This window comes from Kamptonema formosum PCC 10802 (assembly GCF_000332335.1).
Classification (GTDB): domain Bacteria; phylum Cyanobacteriota; class Cyanobacteriia; order Cyanobacteriales; family Oscillatoriaceae; genus Oscillatoria.
In genome coordinates, this window is sequence record NZ_KB235950.1 from 403,077 (window position 1) to 425,686 (window position 22,610).

Below are 22,610 nucleotides of genomic sequence, written 5' to 3' on the forward strand. Positions count from 1 at the left end.
CTGGTGCTTTTGGCGCGGTGGAACCACACCGATCCCATCCCGAACTCGGAGGTGAAACGCTGCTGCGGCGAAGATACTTGGTGGGTCACTGCCTGGGAAAATAGCTCGGTGCCAGGGTAATATTCGGCAAGACCCCTACATTAAATTGTGGGGGTTTTGTCTTTTAAAATTGCTGAGGTGAAATGAAAAATTGCCCACTGTTGCCCAAGCGTATGGGAGTGTGAGAGTTTGTCAAATGCTTTCTAACTTGTATCAACCCAGTGTTTCGCTACGATACTGCGTTAAAAACTATTTATGTTCAAGCTGGCATAAACGATGAGTTCGCCATCATCATTAATGAAGAGGGCATTTGGGAGTTTGTTGTATGAGCTTATCGCCCGCCCCTTCAAGGGGTGATAACTCTTGTGTCCCTTGCTAGGCAAGGATTTGAGGGACAAAAAATTTTTTTCAAAAAAATGGAAAAAGTCTCCCAGATATTTGATACTGACAAGCAAATCATTAAAACCCGCCTCATCCCAAATTAACGGTTAAGACAGGGCGGGTTTTTAACAGTTCTTTGAAAATCTCAGAAATTATTAGAGAACCCGCCCCTACCCGCATGCACAATCACAAACTAGGGTAAACCATTACAAGGTGGTGTTCTTGAGACGCTACTAACACCAGCAGTAGCATCTATAGCCCCTTGGAGAGCATCGAACATCTTAGCGTGCGCACATTTTTCTGCTGGACAAACATTTTTGCTCATCTCTAAGCTATAAGACTGCGAACCACGACATCTGGCATTTTGAGGTATAATTATTTGGTCTCCTTGACCAGGACACGGACCCCAACGTGATGAGTTATAGTAAAAACACAATTGTTGACCTGTATCAGGATTCGTGTAAGTTGTGGGTGAAATTCTTTGATTCCAAGGACTATCCCCATACTGTGCTATAATGTCAAGGTTATTACCGGATTTGGGACTAATACTTGTCTGATTAGCCTTGATAGCACTGGTTTCCGGTAGATTGGCATTCGCGTTTTGAGATCCTTTGAGTACAGCCCCACTCACGGCTAAAACGCTACCAAGCAATAAAATCACTGCTTTTCCTTTCATTCGTCTCCCTCCAATATTTACAGATTGTTCAGCACGATTGATATTCGTGTGATTCTCTCACTCGAATTCGTATGACTCTCACCTACGGTAACACCGCTTCCTTCGTTCCGACAGTGAGAAAAAGTGACAAAAAGTGAGAAAAAGTAGTAACTTTTGGCGGGGTGTGGTAGAATCAGCGGAAATTCGACGGCTAGGATAGCGGACTGACTCCTGCTGTCAAGAGCAGGACTTACGCCACTTAATGTGGTGTGGGGTGGGTTAGGCTATCGCGTTCCCCACCCTACATATAGAGGCTTTGCGTAAGTCCTGAAGAGGTTGCAGCAGACCGGCTCAGGTGTGCCACCTCCTCCTAACCCTGGCTGAGAGTACCATAACAACGTTCGAGTGGACTTGATAGATGAAGGTTGAGGAAGCACTGGCGCTCGTGGAAACCGTTCTTGAGGACGAGCGCCTCAACAACGTTCAAGAGTTGATCTTTCGGCAATGTTGGGAAGGAAGGCATTCCTATCAGGAAATTGCTCAAGTCGCTGGATACGATTATGAATATATCAAGGCCACAGGTGCTAAACTCTGGAAGTTACTCACAGAAGCATTTGGAGAAAAAGTCAAAAAAAGTAATCTCCAGTCTGTACTGAAGCGATATTTACGCCGGCATCACATAACTTTACAGCAAAATAAGGGAACAGGAGTCAATCTCAGCGGCTCAAACTTAATTGGATCTAGTATTTTCTTTGCTAACATCGAATCCGACTCCTGTCAAGCAGATTTATACAAGGATAAAAGACCGGATGATAAGATTGAGTTGGACGGAGAGGAGACAAAAGCTGAACCGGCGGCAAACCCGAACGCGCATTCTCCCGCTGAAAAACTCTCTCATATTTGGAACGGTTGGCAGTTTCGTTCAGCAGGAGAGGTGAGCATTGCCGAGGCACTCAATCGCGCAGGGGTGCTGTTTTTCCCCAAAGCTACGGCTCGTTTGACGACTCCCGACGGCAAGCAAAACCAAGACCTTCATTTTCTCATCTGTTACGAAGGCAAATTAGGCATTCTGGCTGTGGACTTGGGGGACGCAGAGCAGGAGACGGGAACCGATGGAATTCTGCAATCTCAGGGTATCCGCATTATCCGGCATTGCGGCGCTAGCGAATGTACCGCAGAACCCGAGCGAGTCGTGCTGGAGTTTTTACAGCTTTTGAGTCAGGCATAGAAATCGATGGGTAAATTTAACTATCCAGTGCCTAAACTCTGGGCAGATTCCCGCATGGGAAGGGCGTGTGTCGCACCGGCAGCGTCAACTGCTTACTTAGTTCCCGCTTTAGAATTCCCCTCACAACTTTTAGGACTTGCGCAGAACTCTACCGGCAGGGGAGCGTTATTAACGCCCCCTACTTTTACGGCAGACTGGGATAGTTTGCGCAAGTCCTGGTGTTCTTAGCGACAAAAAATTTTTAACGGGACAATATCTTGGCTGATTTTATTTGTGCCGGATAAAGTCGTAAATCCCTACATACTGACTGCCTGGATTGTTCCACGAGTAGTCATACTCCATACCCTGTTTGACCAGTTTGCGGAACTCTTTGGGCTTGGAGTTCCACAAATCAATGGCCCGATCCATCGCTGATTCTAGCGCCTGATTATCTGTCTGGTAGAACACATAGCCATTGCGCTCTTCAGGCAGTTTATTAGAGTCGTAGTCTCGGTCAAATACGGTATTGACAAGACCGCCAACTCCCCGGACAATCGGCACGGTGCCGTATTTCAAGCTTATCACCTGCGTCAGCCCGCAAGGTTCGTAATTGCTGGGGACAATAATCATGTCAGCACCGGCATATATCAAGTGGGACAGCTCTTCGTTAAAGCCCAGTTCCAAATGGCAGTCGGGGTTCTCATTCAAGTGATTTTTCTCGTGCGAGAACCAGGAGTGGATACCGGGCTCCGTAGCCGAACCCAACAGAACAAATTGCGCCCCCCGATGGAGTGCGTAATACATGCCGTGATGGACGAGGTGAACGCCTTTTTGGTCGTCCAACCGGCCAATGTAGCAAATAATCGGCTTATTCTCGTGGCGCAGCCAGAGGCGCTCCCGCAGGGCTTTTTTGTTGAGGGCTTTTCCTGTCAAATCATCCGAGCTGTAGTTATAGGGAAGGTAGCGGTCGATTTCCGGATTCCACACGTTATAGTCGATGCCGTTGAGAATCCCGCCAAATTTGTGCTGGTATGTGTGCAAGGTGTGACCCAAACCGCAGCCGACGTCTGTGAAACGAGCTTCCCAGGCGTGATGGGGGGAAACCGTGTTGACAAAATTGGCGTAAACGATGCCCCCCTTCATCAAGTTCAGCGCTGTTTCGTTGCCATTGTCGCGCAGGCGCTCGATATCGTAATAGTAAGACTCTTGATTCAGACCGGTTGCCCACAACACATTAGCGCCAACTATCCCTTGGTGCTTGAAGTTGTGAATCGTGTAGGATACGCGCACATTCTCCAGCCCGTGATATTGATAAATCTCGAAAAGCATGACTGGAACTAAGCCGGTCTGCCAGTCATGGCAGTGGAGCACATCAGGGCGCTTGTTGGTGCGTTGCAGAAATTCCAGAGCGGCTTTGCTGAAGAACGCAAATCGCATGTGATCGTCCAGGCAACCGTAGTAACAGCCCCGGTTGAAGAAATTATCCTCGGAGTGGGGCTCGATAAAGAAGCACTGTTGCCCGTGCACCCAGCCGCAATACACAGAACAGTTTATCGCACCGTCATACCAGGGCACCCACAAGTCACGGTAGGCATCGTGAAGCCCCCAAATATGGTCGTATCGCATGCAATCGTACTTGGGCAGAATAATCTCTACCTCATGCCCCCGAATTCCTAACTCTCTGCTGAGTCCGTAAACAACATCGCCCAAGCCTCCTGCTTTGATGACAGGAGCGCATTCAGAGGCAATTTGTACGATGTACATTTTTCCCCCTAACTTGAAAAAGTTATTTTTCTAGTCTCTCACTTTACAGGAAGTTGCTCCCCAAAGCAGCCAACAAGATGAACGTCTAATTTTTCTGTCCACCTTTCCAGCCGGTTGGGGTTCCCCCAGGAGTCAATGTCTGGGAGCGCCGCGCCGCGCAGGCGCTGTGCGCCGAATTCGCTCGCTGTCATTCAACTGCCCTGCTAGGGAGACTCTGAACACAATTATCATACTTGAGCGTGGCTATGTCAAATGGCCACAGAGGCTCTTTTCTGCCCGGGCAACTGATAAGCTCTGAGATTTGCGACTTGGGGGCTAGGCGCAGTTGCTGGGGAGTAAACTTTCTAATATAACTCATTTGGGGTTGCACAAAGGCAGGATGAACCCGGCACCCCAACCCGTTTTGCTGACATCATCTTGTCTTACTGCAACGCCATCTTGTCCGCCACCGGCATCCCAGAGTGCCTTGCCGGTGCGCCACCCCACCGGCACTCGCGCTCAAGGTGAGCCTGCGGGTTCCCACAGTACCTTTGCCAGGATATTATCCTTTCAACCTATATTTTCACCAGACTTGTTATATGTTAAACTCTTAGGATAAACTTAGATATATCTGCCTGCAATATGGACAGTGGGACAAGGCTAACCGCCCTGCAAAATTTCCTAGAAAGTCAACTTAGAGAGTGGGATGGCGCTATCCGCTCTCGCCCCCATGACCCAAAAGCCTACATCCAGCGGGGCATGGTCAACTTCAAGCTGGCTAAAATCCCTCAATCCATTCAAGATTTCGACACAGCAGAAAAGCTAGATCCGCGCCTGACGCCCTACCTGTGGCAGCGCGGACTGTCATTTTACTACGCTGAGAGATTTGAAGAAGGAGCCAAACAATTCGAGGTAGACTTAACCGTCAATGCCCGAGATGTAGAAGAGACGGTGTGGCGGTATCTTTGCATTGCTCGCCAACAGGGCGCAACGGAGGCGCGGAATTCATTGCTAGAGGTAAAAAACGACCCGCGCCAAGTGATGCGGCGCGTCTGGGACTTGTATGCGGGAAATTGCGCCCCAGAGAATGTTCTCGCCGCTGGTAAACTTGACGGCAAACGCGGCTTATTTTACAGCCATCTTTATGTTGGGTTGTATTGCGAAGCCGGCTCCGATATGGCGGGAGCGCGGGAGTATATTGCCAAGGCAGTTGAGTGGGAGCTTGATGACTATATGTGGTATCTGGGGAGGGTTCATCTTTTACTGCGAGGGTGGGTTTAAAACCCTGCTGGTAGCAATTTGGGTGCGGTAGCGATGGCTCGCTGAGTACCTGTGATAAATTATAGCGCAACTCTAGCGCGTCACCGGCACTTGCGAGAGACGATATGCCGGCGGAGATATTTTAGCCTGATTTGTCACAGCAGGAGGAGATGTCTCCGAAAAAAGTTATTGTGGGCCATTACCCGAACTGCAAACGGCTGACCGACAGCCATTGGATCGGGAGCTGCAGCTTGAGTTTCAAGATTTGGCCAAGTATCTTTAAAGCCGGCTGGCAAACCGCTGACTCCCTCTTGAGTGGCCCATCAAATTTGAACCTGGGACTCGCCTGCGCACCCTGTTCCTCAAGAACTAACCCTGAAAGTCCCGTTCTGGGTAAGAGCCGGCAAGCTAATTCCCCGGCACATTCCGCCGGCTCATCCTGTTACATTAATTAACACAATAGACTTGAAATCTGACCGCCAAAGCGATATACTATTACCAGTGCATCCGGCAGGAATCGCCCGCATCTGCCATTTAGGGGGAAGCCTGGAGAACACTTTAGCTTTAAGGAGCGTTAAGGTGGCACTCGGTGAGGCCAGGTTCATGCCAGTTGTTGCGATCTGAATGTGAGGAGGAAGTAAGCAATGGGTAAGTTAGTTACCCTGAAAATAGAAGAGGGTGACTTCGATCAGGGGTTCCCTGTGACTCTGCAAATTGGCGAAGATGGCGCTCACCCCTCAATAGAAGTCCACGGCAGACTGCCAAAGGCTTCTATTCCCCAAGATTACCAACAGTGGCAGACTGCCTATCGCAGTTTGGGGCGGGGTGTGCGACTGGAATCCCCAGCAGGACAAGTCACCCATTGTTCCATTAAGGACTCATCCCAAGTGTTGAGTGCCAGCATCAATACCTGGCTTAAGTCGGAGGAGTTTCGCCCGATTCGGGAGAAATTGCTGCAGACATTAACCCCTGATAACGAAGTGCGGGTGATTGTGCAGACGAAAAATGCCCAGTTGCGGCGACTGCCTTGGCAATTGTGGGACTTTTTTGAGGGCTACCCCAAAGCAGAGGTGGCGCTGAGTGCGCCGGCATACGAGGGAGTAGCTAGAGCGTGGCAAGCCAAATCCAAGGTGCGAATCTTAGCAATTTTAGGAGATAAAACCGACATTGACATCAATGCGGACAGGCAGTTCCTAGAGAAATTGCCCGGTGCCGAAACGGAGTTCCTCGCCGAACCGAAACCCGACGAAGTGAACAAAAAGCTGTGGGATGAGCGGGGATGGGATATTCTATTTTTCGCAGGGCACAGCAGCAGTAAACCGGATGGGACAACCGGCTGCATTTACCTCAATTCCACGGATAGTTTGACAGTGCCCGAGTTAAAGTTTGCTCTGAAAACGGCTATTGAGCGAGGGTTGCAACTGGCCATCTTCAACTCCTGTGACGGGTTGGGCATTGCCTCGGATTTGGCGGATTTGAACATTCCCCAAATTATTGTTATGCGCGAGCCGGTGATCGATGCTGTGGCGCAAGCTTTCTTGAAAAACTTTCTGCCGGCATTCTCTGGCGGCAAGTCGCTGTATGCTTCTGTGCGAGAGGCGCGGGAACAGCTGTATATATTAGAAAATCGGTTTCCCTGGTTTCCCTGCGCTTCCTGGCTGCCGGTGATTTGTCAAAATCCAGCCGTCTCCCCTCTGACTTGGCGAGAGATTTCAGCACAGGGCTTGCCTCCAGCAGTTTCTACTGCGGATGCGCCGGCATTTTATGTGGAGCGCCCCCCCATTGAAGCTGTCTGTTACAAGACGATTGAACTCCCAGGAGCGCTGATCCGGATTAAAGCGCCCAAGCAGATGGGCAAAACTTCCTTAATGACGCGAATTCTCCATCATGCCAGCCAGCAAGGCTATCAGACTGTGTGCCTTAACTTTTATTCAGCGGGGACACACTGCCTGAACAATCTGGATCAATTCTTGCAGTGGTTCTGTGCCAGCATTACTGACGAATTGAACCTGCCGGATAAGCTGGATGACTATTGGAAGGGCGTTCGGGGCAGCAACGATAAGTGTGCCAACTACTTTCAAAAATACCTGCTTTCAGAAATTTCAACTCCATTAGTTTTGGCTTTGGATGATGTCGATCTGCTTTTCCCACATCAGGAAACTGCCACTGACTTTTTTGGGCTGCTGCGCTCGTGGCATGAAAAGGCCAAGACTAAGGATATTTGGAAAAAACTCAGGTTGGCGATTGCCCATTCTAAGGAGGTTTACGTTCCCCTGAACATCAATCAGTCCCCTTTTAATGTGGGATTGGCAATTGATTTGCCAGAGCTGAACTCGGCACAGGTGCGAGACTTGGTGCAACGGCACGGGTTAGATTGGTCTGGCGAACAGGTCGAGCAAATGATGGCAATGTTTGGCGGGCATCCCTATCTGGTGGAAAAGGCTCTCGATAAAATCACACGCGATCGGATTGCGCTGGAAAAGCTGCTGCAAGTGGCTCCCACGGAAGAAGGGCCATATTACGAACACCTGCGCCGCCACTTACTGACCCTGGAAAATGATGTCAAGTTGATGGTAGCTATCAAGGAAGTTATTGCCTCTTCCGAGCCACTACAGATAGGTTCAACAGAGGCGTTTAAGCTTCGCAGTATGGGGCTGATAAAGTTTCAGGGGAATGCGGTGATGCCCCTGTGTGACCTTTATCGCCAGTATTTCTCCACTCGCTTGGGGGCGATCCAATGAGTGCAGCACCTGACTCAACTTTTATGTACGAAGTGGGGAGCAGTCTCTCCGCTGATGCCCCTACCTATGTTACGCGACAAGCTGACACAGACCTCTACGAAGGTTTGAAAGCGGGCGAGTTCTGTTACGTCTTCAACTCCCGGCAGATGGGAAAATCTAGCTTGCGGGTGCGGACAATGAAGCGGTTGCAAGCCGAGGGAATTGCTTGTGCTGCCGTTGACCTTCAAGGCAGCGGCACTTCTATTACTCAAGAACAGTGGTATGTCGGTGTCATCGATCAGATTGTCAATAGCTTGGATTTGCATAAAACATTTGATTTAGATAGCTGGTGGGATGAGCGCAGGTTGCTCTCTTATGTCCAGCGATTCAGCCACTTTATTGAGGATTTTTTGCTCAAGGAGCTTCCGGAACAAATTATCATTTTTATAGATGAGATTGACCTAACTCGCAGCTTAAATTTCAGCACGGACGACTTTTTTGCCGCGCTCCGCTACTGCTATAACCGTCGGGCAGATAAGCCAGAATATGAGCGTCTGACATTTGTCCTGCTGGGAGTAGCGACTCCCTCGGATTTAATTCAAAACAAGCAAGGCACGCCCTTAAATATTGGTCGAGCGATTGAACTGAATGGGTTTGAACTCCAAGAAGCCCAACCACTGAGCTTGGGTTTAGCAGCAACAGCCAGCAATCCCCAAGCTGTGCTGCAAGCGGTGCTGGACTGGACAGGAGGGCAGCCATTTTTGACTCAAAAGGTTTGCCAGCTTATCCTTTCTGCAGGTTCTCCCATTCCTGAGGGAAGGGAAGCTGAGTGGGTGGCAAGTTTAGTACAGGCGAAGGTGATTCAGAATTGGGAAGCGCAGGACGTTCCAGAGCATTTGAAGACGATTCGCGACCGGATTCTGAGAAGCGAACAGCGTGTCGGTCGGTTATTAGGATTATATCAGCAAATTTTGCAACAGGGGGGAGTGCCAGATGATGGCAGCCCAGAACAGATGGAACTGCGGCTGACAGGATTAGCGGTCAGGCAATCGGGTCAACTGAGGGTTTATAACCCCATTTACCAATCGGTTTTTGACATAACTTGGGTTGATAGAGAGTTAGGCAATCTGCGCCCTTATGCCGAGACTTTTAGAGCCTGGGTCGCTTCTAGCTGTCAGGATGAATCGCGGCTGTTGCGGGGTCAGGCGTTGCGAGATGCCCTGGCGTGGGCAGCTGCCAAAAGCTTGAGCGACCGGGACTATCAATTTTTAACTGCCAGTCAAGACTATGACAAGCGCCAAGTAGAACTGCAAAAGCTAGAAGCTGAAATTGCTTTAGACGCTGAAAAACGAGAGAAAGAGGCTGAGAAGCAGGCAAATAAAATTCTAAATGATGCCAACCATAAAGCAAAGCGGACAATCCGCAATGGGGGCCTTGTCCTAGCCGTGAGCTTAGTTTTTGCAGCTCTAGCAGTCGGAGCTGCTGGGTTAGCTATTCAAGGGCTTAAAGAAGCTCAAGAAGGCACAAAGTTAGAGCAAGCCGGTGTTAATGCTTTGCGGCAATTTCGCTCTGGGGAACTAGAAGCTTTACTGTCAGCAATGCGGGCGGGGCAAGAGTTGAGAGCGCTGGTTCGGGACGGTCGTGCTGTGCGGAACTATCCAGCCACGAGTCCCCTGTTGGCTTTACAGAAAATTCTTGATACCATTTACGAGCGCAACCGATTAGATGTCGATGCCGGAGAAGTTAAAGCAGCCTGTTTTAGTCCCGACGGACAAACTATTGCCACTGCCGGCAGAGATGGAATCGTGCGAATTTGGAGCCTGTTGAACTTTAAACAGGTTAAACTCCAAGGCCATAAAGGGGGCGTGTTGGGAGGGGTTAACGATATCAGCTTTAGTCCCGATGGCGGGAAAATTGCCAGTGCTGGAGGGGATAGCACGGTGCGCCTGTGGGATATTTCCGGCAAACAACTGGCGCAGATGGAACACCAAACTGTGGTCAATACGGTGAGTTTTAGTCCCGACGGACAGCGTTTTGCATCCGGTGATGACTACGGTGTTGTGCGCTTGTGGGATACATCGGGACGGGAGAAAGCGAAATTAGAACATCCAGGAGGAGTTAATAGGATAAGTTTTAGCCCGGATGGTCAGAAAATAGCGACGGCGGGGAAAGATGGGACAGTTCGACTGTGGAATCAGTCTGGCAAACAGCTCAGTCAATTTAAAGGACACGGGCAACAGATATTTGACGTTACGTTTAGCCCGGATGGCCAACGCTTGGCAACTGCGGGGAATGACAGTACGGTTCGCCTCTGGGATTTGTCGGGGAAGGAATTGCAAAAACTTGAGGGACATCAAGGGTGGGTAATTGCTGTCAGCTTTAGTCCTGATGGAAAGCGTATCGCTACGGCGGGGGATGATGGGACGGTGAGACTTTGGGAGCGATCTGGTCACGAAATTGCCCGATTGCAGGGTCATCGCGGGACGGTCTGGAGGGCGAATTTTAGCCCGGATGGGCGATATTTGGTGACAGCGGGACGGGATGGCACTTCTCGCCTGTGGGATTTGTCGGCGCGGGGGGCAACGGTGCAGTTTCCGGGTCATCAAGAGGATGTCAACAGTGTCAGTTTTAGCCCCGACGGACAGCTAATTGTGGGTGCCGGCGATGAGGGTATCCTGAGAGTTTGGAACCTGTCGGGACAGCAAAAAGCTGAATGGGAGGCGCTTTTTCAAGGGGGTGCGGTTTGGAGCCTGAGTTTTAGTCCGGATGGACAGTTGATTGCCACCGCTGGACGTGCCAATGCTGTCCGCATCTGGGATTTGTCAGGGAAGTTAAAAACGAGATTAAAAGGGCATGAGAGTTGGGTTTCCAGCGTCAGCTTTAGCCCCAATGGACAGTTGATTGCCACATCAGGAGCGGACAAAACGGCGCGACTGTGGAACCTGTCGGGAGAGGAAGTGGCGACGTTAAAAGGACATCAAGATGTCGTTTACAAAGTTAGTTTTAGTCCCAATGGACAGCTGATTGCCACCGGCGCATGGGATGGCACGATTGGACTTTGGGATTTATCTGGGAAGCCGGTGAAGCAATGGCAGGGCCATCAAGGTCAAATCCGGAGTTTGAGTTGGAGTCCAGACGGACAGCAGCTTGCTACCGCAGACAATAATAGTGTAGTTAAGCTCTGGGATTTGTCTGGAAAGCAACGGCTGGAATTTTTCAGCTATCAGAGTGGGATTAATGGCATAAGTTTTAGCCCAACTGGACAATATTTAGCCACTTCAGGAATGGATGGTACGGTGCGGTTTTGGGATTTGCAAGGGCGGCAAATCGCTGAGTTTAATAACGAGCGTGGTGCAGTCTGGGGGATAAGTTTTAGTCCTGATGGGCGATATATTGCGGCTGGGGGAGATAAAGGTAGCGTGCAGTTATGGCGAGTTGAGAATCTAGATGAACTGTTGGAGCGAGGCTGTCAGTGGCTTAAAGGTTACATGGACATTCACCCTGATGTTATCTTATCCTGTAGAAGCGCCCCCACCTCCTCCAGGAAAACCATATCCCCGTAATATAGTTAGTGGTTAGCCCCTCCACCCTCTGCTAGTATTCCAATCAGCAGGGCAATTCCTAACCTCTTAAGTTTTATTGTTTCTTCCCGGCTTGCTAAATCCAAATGCACCCCTCGGCTCACCTATTTTAAGTCTTGAAAAGATTGAACCATTTTGATTGCTTCTTCGATGTTAATTGTTTCGTCGCATGTATAAAAATGCCATAGTTGAAAGGTTTGTTCGTCTTGTTTTAACAGGCCAATTGTGTAAGCGTAAGTAGAAACTTTATCGAAGTAAGTAATCTCAAGAATCACTTTGCCAAGAGCTGGTGAATCAACTTCAATAGTGTGATGATAAGAAGGTGCATGTCCTACAGGGCCATGATATCCTTCAATGTAAAAACAAAAATTGTTATGATTTCTGTATTTCAGAATATATTGTGTTTTTGCAAATGGACGATCTGGCTCATCCAGTATTTCTAAGGAATCAACCTCAAACCCAGCGGGGATGTATGTTGGGACAATAATCCTGAAATTCATACCTTTAGCATTATTCTTACTAAGAGCCAACAGCTGTTCAACTTGAGTGGGTGAAAGTTTAGCGGCTTCGCCTACAGACACCTGTGGTTGTGCCGGCGTTTTTGTTGGCTCAGTTGTCGGTTTTTGTGCCGGTGTTGGTGCCGGTGCCGGTGCCTGTGCCTGTGCCTGTGCCTGTGCCGGTTGAACTGTAGTGCGCGGGTTAGTCCCACCACATCCTACCAAAATATTTGCCAGCAAGCAAGTTATTAACGCCTTAAGTTTCATTTTTTCTTCCTCCTTATCTATTTCTTAGTTGATTGACTCTTTATGTGTAACCGGTTAAGGATTCAGGTATTGAAGAGACTCAACAACTTTTACAGCTTCTTGAAAGCTTATAATGTTACTACAGCCATCAGTTCTGCTGTTATAGGGGCTGAAAAGATAGAGTTGGCTACCTTCAACAATTGCTGTTTCAAAATCTTTAAAACCTATATAAGGACGTTTAAAAGTTTGATTAAAGTTCGTGTACTCAATAGTAACTCGTCCCAGAGCAGGTGAATTAACTTCAACAGTTTGATAGTTTGTTGGCTCTGCTCCAAATCCTCCTGAAGCACCTGTCATAGTAAAACACGTATTATTGCTATAATTTCGGTAAGTCACTGAATAGTTTGGGCCAAAATGCCCATCTTCTGCCTCCACTCTATAAGCTTGAAAGCCCGCAGGAATATAAGTAGGCACAATAATTTTTACATCTATCCCCTGCGCGTTATTTTTATCTAGGGCTATCAACTGTTCAACTTGTTCAGAAGTTAATTGCGCGGCGTTAGCAACAGATTGAGATGAGGGAGGCTTAGTCTTGATCACTGTTGGCTCTCCCACTTCTGCACTGCCAAACTCTTTCTGGAGCAATTTATGTAATTGCTCAGCCCGTTCTTTCCCGATAATGGAGCCGACTAAGATTGATCTACTGCCATTTAGGCGATAAGAAGCATCCTGGCAAAATTTCGACCGTACCAAATTTAAAGATATCTTCTCGCTGAGAAAGACAGGATAAAACTCAACTGGATAAGCGCTCGGCTCTTCGGGAAATGACTCTCGGCAAGATTTTTTGGGGAATGAGGAGCCAAGAAATTCATCTCCTGGCTGTGCCAGAGTGCCAGTTGGGCCAGCGTTCAGCTGGGACGTTGGCCTGGAAGTCCAAGCGGCTAGGTTCCAGGTTTGATTGACTTGCTTTGGTGGATTGGTAGGAGCCGGTGGCGTGCAAGACGCAGTAAGTATAGCTGTCAAGAACACAATCAGAACTCGTGATTTCATGGAAACCTCACTTTCTTCTTAGTCGCTGTCTGTCGAAAGGCTCGCCCAACCTTCCCGCCAACGCACTCCTCCAACTAAGGTAAGTATACCAGAGACTCCGACACCCGCACAGCTTCTTGGGGGCTAATATTCTCGCAACGGGACAAAGCTGGAAAAGCGCCGGCACCGGCAAACCTGTAAAACGGACCATTTTCCCCTCCCATCCAATTTCCCAGCAAGGTCGGGTTAGAAACTTCACTGTATCTGCCGTATTCTATTGTACTGCTGCCTAACACCGGATTCTTCACCGGATAGCTGCTTTCTCCATTTGGCAAACTGCCGATTCCCCCGTTAGTCGCCTCAATCGCGAAGCAAAGATTTTTCCCAGAGTTAGAGTCATACTTCTGATAGATCAGACTGTACCCTATCCCACCCACTCTGGTGCTTCGGGCTAACTCAGCTTGAACCTTCTCCAATCTAAATCCAGCAGGGACATAAGCGGGAGCGGCGACTCTAACACCGAGAGACTGCAATAGTTTAACTTGCGCCTGAGTCAGCCGAGCTTCTTCGGGTAGCGGTGCCGCACTGGAGGGAGCGAGCGCCACAAACCCCACCACAATATTAACAATACTAAATGCCATTCCTGTAAACGTTTTGATTCTCATCAGTCCTCCTTTCACTCAGTAGCCGCATTGTGGGACACCCCTTCAGAGGGAAGGTCGTTTAGGAACGTTACTTTCATCTTGCTTTTCCATAACACCGGCTCAAATTCCAGCCGCCTTTTTGACAGATTCTAGCAACTCCAAAGGCAAATGCAGCATATTTAAACTGGTACTCTTCGCACTTTTCCCATCCAAACTCGCACCGTGATAGTCACTCCCGCCCGTCATCAGCAAACCGTACTCAGCGCACAGCCGTTCTAAATTTTTCACCTGCACCGGCGAGTGACTGGGGTGATAAACCTCAACTCCCATCAACCCCACTTCCACCAGCTCAACCAGCACATCCTCAACATTTCCACCTCTGAACAGATAAGGGTGCGCCCACACCGGCACCCCACCGCAGCGGCGCAACAAATCTATCCCATCCCCACTCGAAAACTTCTCATAACCAACATAAGCCGGTTTGTCCTCACCCAGCAACCGCTCAAAAGCTTCTTGGTTCGACTGAACATAACCCGCTCTCACCAAAGCCGCCGCAAGATGAGGGCGTCCCGGTGCCATCCCTTCCCCCATCACCGGCAACTCTATATTATATCCCAGCGCCGCCAAATTTTCAACCATCTTAAAAGCGCGGCGAAATCTCCCCTCCACACGCTCCCACAAAGCACCGCCCAACAATCCCGCATCAGGATAAAATCCCAAAATGTGCATAGATCGGCTGCTGTGCACAGTGCTCAATTCCACTCCCGGAACAATTTCTATCCCGTGCGCCAGTGCGGCAACTTTCGCTTCCTCCCAACCCGAGAGCGTATCGTGATCCGTAATAGCCAGAGCCCGCACCCCAGCCCCAGCAGCCCTAGCCACCAGTTCCCCAGGCGTCAGCGTGCCGTCCGAATAAGTCGTGTGACAGTGAAGTTCAAGCATATCCCCTCATTATAATGAGAATGAACCGCCAAGACGCCAAGGACGCCAAGAAGAGGCAATCTGGGGTGTTACCTGTTCACGGAAAGCCCCTACAGCATCATTATAATATCCCTATCTAACAGTTGCCAACAGACAAAATCCTCCCCTCTTCCTTGGCGCTCCTTCACGGCGGCGGTTCCCCACATCCCGCACCCCTCACATAAACATTCCCAACAGACAAAATCCTCCCCTCTTCCTTGGCGCTCCTTCACGGCGGCGGTTCCCCCTTCCCCTATCCTTTCATTTTACCCACATGACTCAAAACCGTCAACGGACCCAAATCTTTCAGAACCTTTAATTGCTCCTCATTGCGAACAAAAAGCGTGCCGGCGAATCCCAAAGAATTCACAGAAATCGACTCAAAATGCTCCTGCGAGCGCGGCACAACAAGCATCCACTCCGCAGTTGCCAGCAGATTATAAGCACCGGCAAGCTTATTTTCGCTCCCAACGCCCCCTTCCAGCAAACCGGCAGAGCGCAACAGAGTGCAGTAGCGCTCAAGCATTGCTTCCGCCGCCGACAGAGGAGATCCCCCCACCGGCAAATCCAGCCGAGCGAAAGCGTGTGCGAAAGGAAAAGCCGGCACACTCCCAACCGAATCCTGAAAGCAAGCAGCTTCCAGTGCCGGTTCAATCGGAAATTTACCACCACAAGGTGTTAGTGGCAGGGGAACCAATTGCAAGTGCTTGTGTCGCTGACTCGCACCGGCAGCCCTCCCTGAATTATAAAACGCCAGCCCATCAAATTCTGCCATAACTGCCAGCAGCGCCTCAAAATCTTGCCGCGCCAGCAAAGTTTCCTGCTCCTCAAACTCTCGCGTGACAATCAGCAAGTGATAATCTACCGCATTAAACTTGTTCAGCAGGCACAGGTGCGTCTCGGAAATATCTGCAACAAACAAATCCCTGTCATAAGGCAGAAACGGGTTAAATTCCTTTCCGGAAGCAGCCTTTTTTTTGTCCTGTTGTTTCAGTGCGGAGTCCTTGCGGACGAGGTTGGATGCCACCCTCACCAAGAAGCGAATGCCGCTCTCCTCTGCGAACTCGCACTCAGTCGCTATTGGCTGTAGCGCACCGCACCGGAGTGCGCGTTCTGTGGTATCTTTAACTTTAGCCCAAAACGTGCCAGTTTCTAACATCATTGTTTCCTGTCAAGTAGCTTTTTACTCGTGCATTTATAGTTTAAAATATAATTCTATCGGGAGGGGCAATGCCAGCAGAAGCGAACAGCCGCAAAGGCTAAAATCCCGCCAGCACTATCAACTCACCGGCAACTTCTGCCAGCGCCCCTCCCGGAAACGGATCGGTTCTCGAACGGTTAGGCGCTGCAATCAAAGCAGTCAGCTTTTCCACATCCTCGAAACTCGGCGCTACCGGCAAAACTCGCAGCAGCAGCTGGCGCATGGCGCGGCGCTGAATTGCCACCGGCGCATTGCGCAAGACGAGCCGGTTTACTGAAATTTTTCCCGCTTCCCTATTGACAAATTCAGGGTTTTGTGCTAAAGCCTGTGCCAGCAACTGACCGGCAACTTCCTCCAGATATTCTACATCAGCACGCAGCAGTTCAGCAGTCTGAGCGAGATGCCCCTCAACAGAGGGATTGAAGTGAGATTGCAAATAGGGCAGCAATTCGTTGCGGATGCGGTTGCGGGCGTAGTGGGAGTCAGCGTTAGTGGAATCCTCCCAAATTTGCAGCCCGAAGTCTTGACAAAACTGGCCGGTTTGTGAGCGCGTGACTTCCAGCAGGGGGCGCACCAGCCAGATATTAGCATCCAGGGGGCGCTTCCAGGTTAGCGCTTGCAGCCCGTCCGCACCGGCACCCCGAATCAGATTGTACAGCAGAGTTTCAGCGCGGTCGCTCGCCGTGTGGCCGGTGACAATGTGAGCGTATTCATTTTTGCCGGCAATTGCCGACAAAACGCCATAGCGCCACTGACGCGCCGCCGCCTCAGTTTCAGGAACTCCCTCAGCGACAGACAGGTGAAACGGCAGGTTCCAATTTCTAGCCATATTTCCCACATAATCCGCATTCGCCTGCGAGTCCCGACGCCAGCGGTGATCGCAGTGAGCGATTGCTAACTCCCACCCCCACTTCCGCTGCAAATCCAGCAGCAATTTCGCTAAGCAAACAGAATCTTGCCCGCCGGACACTGCAATTAGTATACGACTGTTTCGCGGCAGCAGCTGCCGGTGCCCCAGGCTGCGGTGCACTCGGGCGTGGAGAGACGTCCAAGAATTGGGCATTTGTGATTTAGGCTTTTGGATTTTGGATTTTGGCTTTAGGCTTTTGGATTTTGGATTTTGGCTTTAGGCTTTTGAATTTGGGATTTAGGCTTTGGGATTTAGGCTTTGGGATTTAGGCTTTGGGATTTAGGCTTTGGGATTTAGGCTTTGGGATTTGCTTTCCCCTAACCCCAAATCCCCAAATCCCCTAATCCCCTAATCCCCTAATCCCGGCCTAAATCCCCACCGGTCAATTTTGGATGCGTGGATTTTGGATGCGTGGATTGGGAATTAATTGTTTTCCTCAATGCCCAATGCCCAATGCCCCATGCCCCATGCCCCATGCCCCATGCTCTGCGATGTAGCTTAACGCACCCTGCAGAAAAAAAAGTCCGCCGCAGCGGACGAGTCGGAATATTGGGAAAAGCCGTTGCCCCATGAGGGGCACCGGCTATTCAACAGAGACAATTAGATCTTAAAGATCGTGTAGCTAGCGCTGAGGCTGAAATTGGTGGTGTTTTCCACGCGAGCAATCACATCGCCGTCCAGGTTAGTGATGATTGTCGTGGAGGTGCTAACCTCAACCTGCAACTGGTAGCTAGAAATCGAGCCACACAGCTGGATCTTGTCCTCAGAAGCATTGAAGTCGCGAATCACAGCCATGCCGCCGGTGCCATCTCCCTCATAGAAGCACTTGCCGCCCTCACCGAGTATGAACATATCGAACCCGGCACCGCCAGTCAGGGCATCCATCTGACCCATGCCTGGGGTGGCGCTGTCCATGTCAGCGCCGATCAGCACATCATCGCCGCTGTCGCCCATAATGGCGTCGCCGCCAACACCGCCGATGACCGTGTCATTGTCCTTGCCACCCCGGCAGATGTCGTTGCCGGTACCGCCGGTGACCATGTCTCGGCCTTTGTTGCCGTGGATGTAGTCGGTTTCGTCGCCGCCATCGACTTCATCGTCGCCGTCGTTGCCCAGCACGACGTCGTTGCCTTGGTCGCCCCGGACACTGTCGTTGTCTTTGCCGCCTTGACAGATGTCGTTGTCGGTGCCGCCTTCAACCGTGTCACTGCCTTTGTTGCCGTTGATCTCGTCTTTGCCGGCACCGCCTTTGACTTCATCCTCGCCGTCGTCGCCCTTGACCTTGTCGTCGCCATCGTCGCCGCTGATGCTGTCATTCCCGGTGCCACCGGCGCAGGTGTCGTTGCCGGCACCACCATTGAGACTGTCGCCGCCGTCGCCGCCATCGAGACTGTCAGCCCCGTCCTCACCGGCAAGGCTATCGTTGCCCGCGCCACCGGCGCAGGTGTCGTTGCCGGTGCCGCCGCTGAGGCTATCCTCGCCGTCGCCGCCAGTGATGTCGTCGTTGCCATCCTCGCCATTGACAGCGTCGTTGCCCGCACCGCCACTGACTGCGTCATTTCCGGCACCGCCGGCCAAGGTGTCGGCACCGTCAGTGCCGGTCAAGGTGTCTGACCCTGCAGTGGGAGTGGGCGAGGGTGTGGGCGACGGTGTGGGAGTGGAAATGGGCGGAGGCGTAACTACGACGCCGCCGGTCTGAGTGTCCGTGCCGGTGCCGCCGCCGGTGGTGTCCTGACCGCCGCCGGTGGTGTCCTGACCGCCGCCGGTGGTGTCCTGACCGCCGCCGGTGGTGTCCTGACCGCCACCGGTGGTGTCCTGACCGCCGCCGGTGGTGTCCTGACCGCCACCAGTGGTGTCAGCGTTGGTCACAAAGTCGAGGAGCGCGCTGCCTTGGATGCCGCCGATGAATTCGATATACCCAGCGCCAGCAGTAATCGTATCCCCTGTAGAGAAGAAGTTCAAGACACTCAGGTCGCTTGCCGCCTCGAAAGTTCCGCTGGCGTTGAGGTCGATTTCCAGCGTAGTGCCGGTTTTCTGCACCCCAATAACGCCGGCAGCCAAGGTCAGGGAAGCGGCATTGAGAGTGAACCCTGTCAGGGTATCCCCGTCGCCCTCTTCTTCCTCAATGACAGTACCGCCACCCGTTACCGAGTCGATATCGTAGGTGTCATTGCCTTTGCCACCCATGAAGGTAACGCCGGCACCACCGCCTTTGAGGCTGTCATTGCCCTTGCCGCCTTTCAGGGTAACGGTAACGCCTTCACCGCCGCCAATCAGGGTGTCACCGAAATCAGAACCCTCCAGCGTTTCAATGCCGGTGATGGTGTCGGTGTCGAACCCTGTCACTGCAACCGTGCCAAGAGTCACGTCGATTGTGACACTGGCTTTGGCCTTGACATAGGTGAGTTGGTCAGCACCCTCTCCGCCGTCAACACTGTCGCCGCCCAGACAGCCCATGACCACATCATCGCCAGCGCCGCCTGTGATGGTGTCGTTATCGGGCACATCCTCAGGCATGCCGCCATCGAGGGTGTCGTTGCCTTCCCCGCCATCAAGGGAGTCATTCCCAAGTTCTCCCATGAGTTCTTCATTACCACCGGCACCAGCAATGGTGTCAGCTTGGTTAGAACCCGTCACGGCTTGGATGCCTTCCACAGTGTCGGTGCCCAGATCTCCCTTGTTGACTATGCGAGTCAGCAGATTGACCAAGATGCCTACCGTCAAGCTGACATAGGTGACTTGACTGAAGAAGCCAACAGCGCCGGTGATGATGTCGCTGCCCAAGCTGCCCTCGAAGGTTGCGTCGCCTGTGGCTGTCAGTGAGTCAGCGCCTTCAGTACCGCCGACGAGAGTGTCGTCATTGGTGATGGTGCCGGTGGCCTGAGCCGTTGTGATTTCCGCCCCCATCGCACCGCTGAGGCTGACTGTGAAGGTTTCATCTGGCTCCACATCAGCGTCGTTAATCAGCGACACGGTGATGGTTTGAGTCGTCACGCCCGCCGCGAAGGTCAGCGTACCGGAAGCAGCGTCGTAATCTTCCCCTTCAGTGGCTGCGCCTTCAATTGTGTCTGCAATTGTGGTATAATCCACCGTCACCGTTTCGGTACTCGCCCCTGACAGGCTCACCGTGAAGGCGAGGGTGTCGCTGCCTTCTGCCGCCGAACCACCCGCGATGGACAATTCCATCATTGGTGCCGGTGTCGGTGCTTCTGTCACACTGGCAAGGATTTGTTCGCCAGTGAGGTTGCCAACGGTTTCGATGTAGCCGGTGCCCGCAACGGTGTCATTGGCGGTGAAGAAGTTTTCAACGGTCAGGTCTGTCTCGTCGAACACCCCGTCAGCGTTGATGTCTATTACCAAGTTGGTGCCTTGCCGCTGCAGCCCTACTGCGCCTGCCGGCAAGGTCGCATCTACCGAGAGAGTGATTCCTGTCAGAGTCAGGGTGTCCGCATCGCCCTCAGAGTCCATAATCATCGTGCCGGCAGCTGTCATACTGTCTAGCACGTAGGTGTCACTGCCGGCACCTCCCATCAGCATGCCTTTGCTGCCGCCCACCAGGCTGTCGTTGCCGGCACCGCCATCGAGGGTGTCAGCGCCTTCCATGCCCATCAGGGTGTCATTGCCGTCACCGCCAACCTGGCTGTCATCTCCTGGGCCACCGTCGAGCATGTCACTGCCGGCACCGCCACTGATGATGTCGTTGCCCGCACCGCCTTTTATTACGTCATCGCCACCCAGACCGTCAATGGTGTCACCCATTTCGCCTCCGGTCAGGGTGTCGGCCTGTTCCGTGGCTGCGGCCATGCTGTCATCATTGGTGATGGTGCCGGTGGCTGCCTTCGCCACTTCCATCCCCTTGGCATCCATCAGGCTGACTGCGAAGGTTTCGTCTTCCTCCTGCATCATGTCCCCAATCACGCCTACCGTGATGGTCTGTTGCGTCTCTCCTGCCGCAAAAGTTAATTCCCCAGCCTTATTGACAAAATCCGCATCATCTGCTATGAGCTGCCCGCGAATTTCGCCGTCGGGATTGGCATTGGTGTGGACATTGACGTACAGGCCGGTGTCACTTCCCGACTCCCCGCCCATCAGGGAGGTGAAATTGCTCAGCGGCTGGCTGCCGGCAAGAGTATCATCGGCTTCCCACTTGCCTTTGATGGTTACTGTGCCATCTGAATTGACAGTGGCTGAGGTGTCTAAGGTGTCGGTTGCCAGATCCTGGAGAATGTCGAAGACGACGCCGCCTTTTTGACCCATTTTGCCGGCGTGAATGTGCAGGCCCTTGACATCATCGAGGGTGTCGGGCGTTGAGGCTTGACCGCCGGTGAGTGTAGTGAAGTCCAGCCCCTGAACGGTGACGCTGTATTCGAGGGCGTCTCCGGCGGCGTTGAGTTCCGCCACAGCCATGCCGGTGGCTTTCGATTGGGTGGCCGGCACTTCTTCAGCGCCGGTCAGTTCAGCGGCAAACAGCTTGGCGTTCGGGTCTGAGATGCCCATTGCCGTGCCGTTTTTGGTCATGTATCCCACGGTCACATCTTCTGTGGCGGCTTCTGCCAGACTGACGGTGAAGGTCATCTCGGTGATGGTGTCGTTGCCTTCTGCCATCTTCATGTCGGCGATGGTGAACTCGCCACCGGCCATCGTCTCTGTGCCAGTGCCGCCAGTCATGGTGTCACCATCATTGCCGATCGTGCCGGTGGCCTTCGCCACTTCCATCCCCTTGGCATCCATCAGGCTGACTGCGAAGGTTTCGTCTTCCTCCTGCATCATGTCCCCAATCACGCCTACCGTGATGGTCTGTTGCGTCTCTCCTGCCGCGAAAGTTAATTCCCCAGCCTTATTGACAAAATCCGCATCATCTGCTATGAGCTGCCCGCGAATTTCGCCGTCGGGATTGGCATTGGTGTGGACATTGACGTACAGGCCGGTGTCACTTCCCGACTCCCCGCCCATCAGGGAGGTGAAATTGCTCAGCGGCTGGCTGCCGGCAAGAGTATCATCGGCTTCCCACTTGCCTTTGATGGTTACGGTGCCATCTGAATTGACAGTGGCTGAGGTGTCTAAGGTGTCGGTTGCCAGATCCTGGAGAATGTCGAAGACGACGCCGCCTTTTTGACCCATTTTGCCGGCGTGAATGTGCAGGCCCTTGACATCATCGCCGGTGTCGGGTGTTGAGGCTTGACCGCCGGTGAGCGTGGTGAAGTCCAGACCCTGAACGGTGACGCTGTAATCGAGGGCGTCTCCGGCGGCGTTGAGTTCTGCCACAGCCATGCCGGTGGCTTTCGATTGGGTGGCCGGCACTTCTTCAGCGCCGGTCAGTTCAGCGGCAAACAGCTTGGCGTTCGGGTCTGAGATGCCCATTGCCGTGCCGTTTTTGGTCATGTATCCCACGGTCACATCTTCTGTGGCGGCTTCTGCCAGACTGACGGTGAAGGTCATCTCGGTGATGGTGTCGTTGCCTTCTGCCATCTTCATGTCGGCGATGGTGAACTCGCCACCGGCCATCGTCTCTGTGCCAGTGCCGCCAGTCATGGTGT

Annotated in this window: 16 protein-coding genes and 1 rRNA gene; 6 read left to right on the forward strand and 11 right to left on the reverse strand. The window is 52.0% G+C overall.

All coding sequences use genetic code 11. The features are described 5' to 3' along the window. Both rrf and OSC10802_RS57100 read left to right on the forward strand, forming a co-directional pair. Positions 1–117, forward strand: a 5S ribosomal RNA gene (gene rrf, locus OSC10802_RS0135720). A 103-nt stretch (positions 118–220) separates the two neighbouring features. Next, the gene (locus tag OSC10802_RS57100; RefSeq protein WP_445727663.1) at positions 221–319 is read left to right on the forward strand and encodes a hypothetical protein; all 99 of its coding nucleotides are present in this window, start codon (positions 221–223) and stop codon (positions 317–319) included. A 294-nt stretch (positions 320–613) separates the two neighbouring features. Here OSC10802_RS57100 and OSC10802_RS52165 read toward each other — a convergent pair whose 3' ends face one another. After that, on the reverse strand, positions 614–1,096 hold the full coding sequence (locus OSC10802_RS52165; RefSeq protein ID WP_155969154.1) for a hypothetical protein: 483 nt from the start codon (positions 1,094–1,096) through the stop codon (positions 614–616). A 397-nt stretch (positions 1,097–1,493) separates the two neighbouring features. On the opposite strand from OSC10802_RS52165, the gene OSC10802_RS0135735 reads away from it, so the two are divergent. Continuing rightward, entirely contained in the window at positions 1,494–2,303 is an 810-nt protein-coding gene (locus tag OSC10802_RS0135735; protein WP_017721559.1) for a helix-turn-helix domain-containing protein, read from the forward strand. 267 nt (positions 2,304–2,570) lie between these two features. Here the strand turns inward: OSC10802_RS0135735 and glgA are convergent, their stop codons facing one another. The 3 genes from glgA to OSC10802_RS52175 form a co-directional block, all read right to left on the reverse strand. Beyond that, on the reverse strand, positions 2,571–4,046 hold the full coding sequence (gene glgA / locus OSC10802_RS0135740; RefSeq protein ID WP_017721560.1) for a glycogen synthase GlgA: 1,476 nt from the start codon (positions 4,044–4,046) through the stop codon (positions 2,571–2,573). Between the two features lie 38 nt (positions 4,047–4,084). Next, positions 4,085–4,237, reverse strand: coding sequence for a hypothetical protein (locus OSC10802_RS52170; RefSeq protein WP_017721561.1), 153 nt, complete (start codon positions 4,235–4,237; stop codon positions 4,085–4,087). A gap of 163 nt (positions 4,238–4,400) precedes the next feature. After that, positions 4,401–4,538 carry a hypothetical protein gene (locus OSC10802_RS52175; protein ID WP_017721562.1) on the reverse strand — a complete coding sequence of 46 codons (138 nt, stop codon included), beginning with the start codon at positions 4,536–4,538 and terminating at the stop codon, positions 4,401–4,403. A gap of 129 nt (positions 4,539–4,667) precedes the next feature. Between OSC10802_RS52175 and OSC10802_RS0135750 the strand changes: the two genes are divergently transcribed. The 3 genes from OSC10802_RS0135750 to OSC10802_RS43345 all read left to right on the forward strand — a co-directional run bounded on the left by OSC10802_RS0135750 (position 4,668) and on the right by OSC10802_RS43345 (position 11,568). Next, positions 4,668–5,306: a tetratricopeptide repeat protein gene (locus OSC10802_RS0135750; protein WP_017721563.1), complete on the forward strand. Its 639-nt coding sequence runs from the start codon at positions 4,668–4,670 to the stop codon at positions 5,304–5,306. 623 nt (positions 5,307–5,929) lie between these two features. Beyond that, positions 5,930–8,026 (forward strand): AAA-like domain-containing protein, encoded by a 2,097-nt coding sequence (locus OSC10802_RS55250; RefSeq protein WP_017721564.1) that lies wholly within the window; start codon positions 5,930–5,932, stop codon positions 8,024–8,026. Next, positions 8,023–11,568, forward strand: coding sequence for a WD40 domain-containing protein (locus tag OSC10802_RS43345; protein WP_071593417.1), 3,546 nt, complete (start codon positions 8,023–8,025; stop codon positions 11,566–11,568). The genes OSC10802_RS55250 and OSC10802_RS43345 overlap by 4 nt, the downstream gene beginning before the upstream one ends. A 122-nt stretch (positions 11,569–11,690) precedes the next feature. Here OSC10802_RS43345 and OSC10802_RS52185 read toward each other — a convergent pair whose 3' ends face one another. The 7 genes from OSC10802_RS52185 to OSC10802_RS0135800 form a co-directional block, all read right to left on the reverse strand. Next, a complete protein-coding gene (locus OSC10802_RS52185; protein ID WP_155969156.1) occupies positions 11,691–12,350 on the reverse strand; it encodes a hypothetical protein in 660 nt (219 codons plus the stop codon). 54 nt (positions 12,351–12,404) lie between these two features. After that, positions 12,405–13,379 (reverse strand): hypothetical protein, encoded by a 975-nt coding sequence (locus OSC10802_RS0135775; protein ID WP_017721568.1) that lies wholly within the window; start codon positions 13,377–13,379, stop codon positions 12,405–12,407. A 74-nt stretch (positions 13,380–13,453) separates the two neighbouring features. Continuing rightward, on the reverse strand, positions 13,454–14,023 hold the full coding sequence (locus OSC10802_RS0135780) for a hypothetical protein (protein ID WP_155969158.1): 570 nt from the start codon (positions 14,021–14,023) through the stop codon (positions 13,454–13,456). 99 nt (positions 14,024–14,122) lie between these two features. Further along, entirely contained in the window at positions 14,123–14,944 is an 822-nt protein-coding gene (locus tag OSC10802_RS0135785) for a PHP domain-containing protein (RefSeq protein ID WP_017721570.1), read from the reverse strand. A 271-nt stretch (positions 14,945–15,215) separates the two neighbouring features. Next, complete coding sequence (locus OSC10802_RS0135790; RefSeq protein ID WP_017721572.1) at positions 15,216–16,121, reverse strand: ATP adenylyltransferase family protein; 906 nt, start codon at positions 16,119–16,121, stop codon at positions 15,216–15,218. A gap of 100 nt (positions 16,122–16,221) precedes the next feature. After that, on the reverse strand, positions 16,222–17,226 hold the full coding sequence (gene tilS / locus OSC10802_RS0135795; RefSeq protein WP_017721573.1) for a tRNA lysidine(34) synthetase TilS: 1,005 nt from the start codon (positions 17,224–17,226) through the stop codon (positions 16,222–16,224). Positions 17,227–17,673: 447 nt separating this feature from the next. Continuing rightward, positions 17,674–22,605 carry a CHRD domain-containing protein gene (locus tag OSC10802_RS0135800; RefSeq protein ID WP_082218482.1) on the reverse strand — a complete coding sequence of 1,644 codons (4,932 nt, stop codon included), beginning with the start codon at positions 22,603–22,605 and terminating at the stop codon, positions 17,674–17,676. Positions 22,606–22,610: the final 5 nt, after the last annotated feature.

What these genes read in the sequence shown, in the direction of transcription:
- OSC10802_RS52165 (WP_155969154.1), bottom strand. Translation starts at nt 1,096, where the DNA reads ATGAAAGGAAAAGCAGTGATTTTATTGCTTGGTAGCGTTTTAGCCGTG.
- OSC10802_RS0135735 (WP_017721559.1), top strand. Translation starts at nt 1,494, where the DNA reads ATGAAGGTTGAGGAAGCACTGGCGCTCGTGGAAACCGTTCTTGAGGAC.
- glgA (WP_017721560.1), bottom strand. Translation starts at nt 4,046, where the DNA reads ATGTACATCGTACAAATTGCCTCTGAATGCGCTCCTGTCATCAAAGCA.
- OSC10802_RS52170 (WP_017721561.1), bottom strand. Translation starts at nt 4,237, where the DNA reads ATGACAGCGAGCGAATTCGGCGCACAGCGCCTGCGCGGCGCGGCGCTC.
- OSC10802_RS0135750 (WP_017721563.1), top strand. Translation starts at nt 4,668, where the DNA reads ATGGACAGTGGGACAAGGCTAACCGCCCTGCAAAATTTCCTAGAAAGT.
- OSC10802_RS55250 (WP_017721564.1), top strand. Translation starts at nt 5,930, where the DNA reads ATGGGTAAGTTAGTTACCCTGAAAATAGAAGAGGGTGACTTCGATCAG.
- OSC10802_RS43345 (WP_071593417.1), top strand. Translation starts at nt 8,023, where the DNA reads ATGAGTGCAGCACCTGACTCAACTTTTATGTACGAAGTGGGGAGCAGT.
- OSC10802_RS52185 (WP_155969156.1), bottom strand. Translation starts at nt 12,350, where the DNA reads ATGAAACTTAAGGCGTTAATAACTTGCTTGCTGGCAAATATTTTGGTA.
- OSC10802_RS0135775 (WP_017721568.1), bottom strand. Translation starts at nt 13,379, where the DNA reads ATGAAATCACGAGTTCTGATTGTGTTCTTGACAGCTATACTTACTGCG.
- OSC10802_RS0135780 (WP_155969158.1), bottom strand. Translation starts at nt 14,023, where the DNA reads ATGAGAATCAAAACGTTTACAGGAATGGCATTTAGTATTGTTAATATT.
- OSC10802_RS0135785 (WP_017721570.1), bottom strand. Translation starts at nt 14,944, where the DNA reads ATGCTTGAACTTCACTGTCACACGACTTATTCGGACGGCACGCTGACG.
- OSC10802_RS0135790 (WP_017721572.1), bottom strand. Translation starts at nt 16,121, where the DNA reads ATGTTAGAAACTGGCACGTTTTGGGCTAAAGTTAAAGATACCACAGAA.
- tilS (WP_017721573.1), bottom strand. Translation starts at nt 17,226, where the DNA reads ATGCCCAATTCTTGGACGTCTCTCCACGCCCGAGTGCACCGCAGCCTG.
- OSC10802_RS0135800 (WP_082218482.1), bottom strand. Translation starts at nt 22,605, where the DNA reads ATGACTGGCGGCACTGGCACAGAGACGATGGCCGGTGGCGAGTTCACC.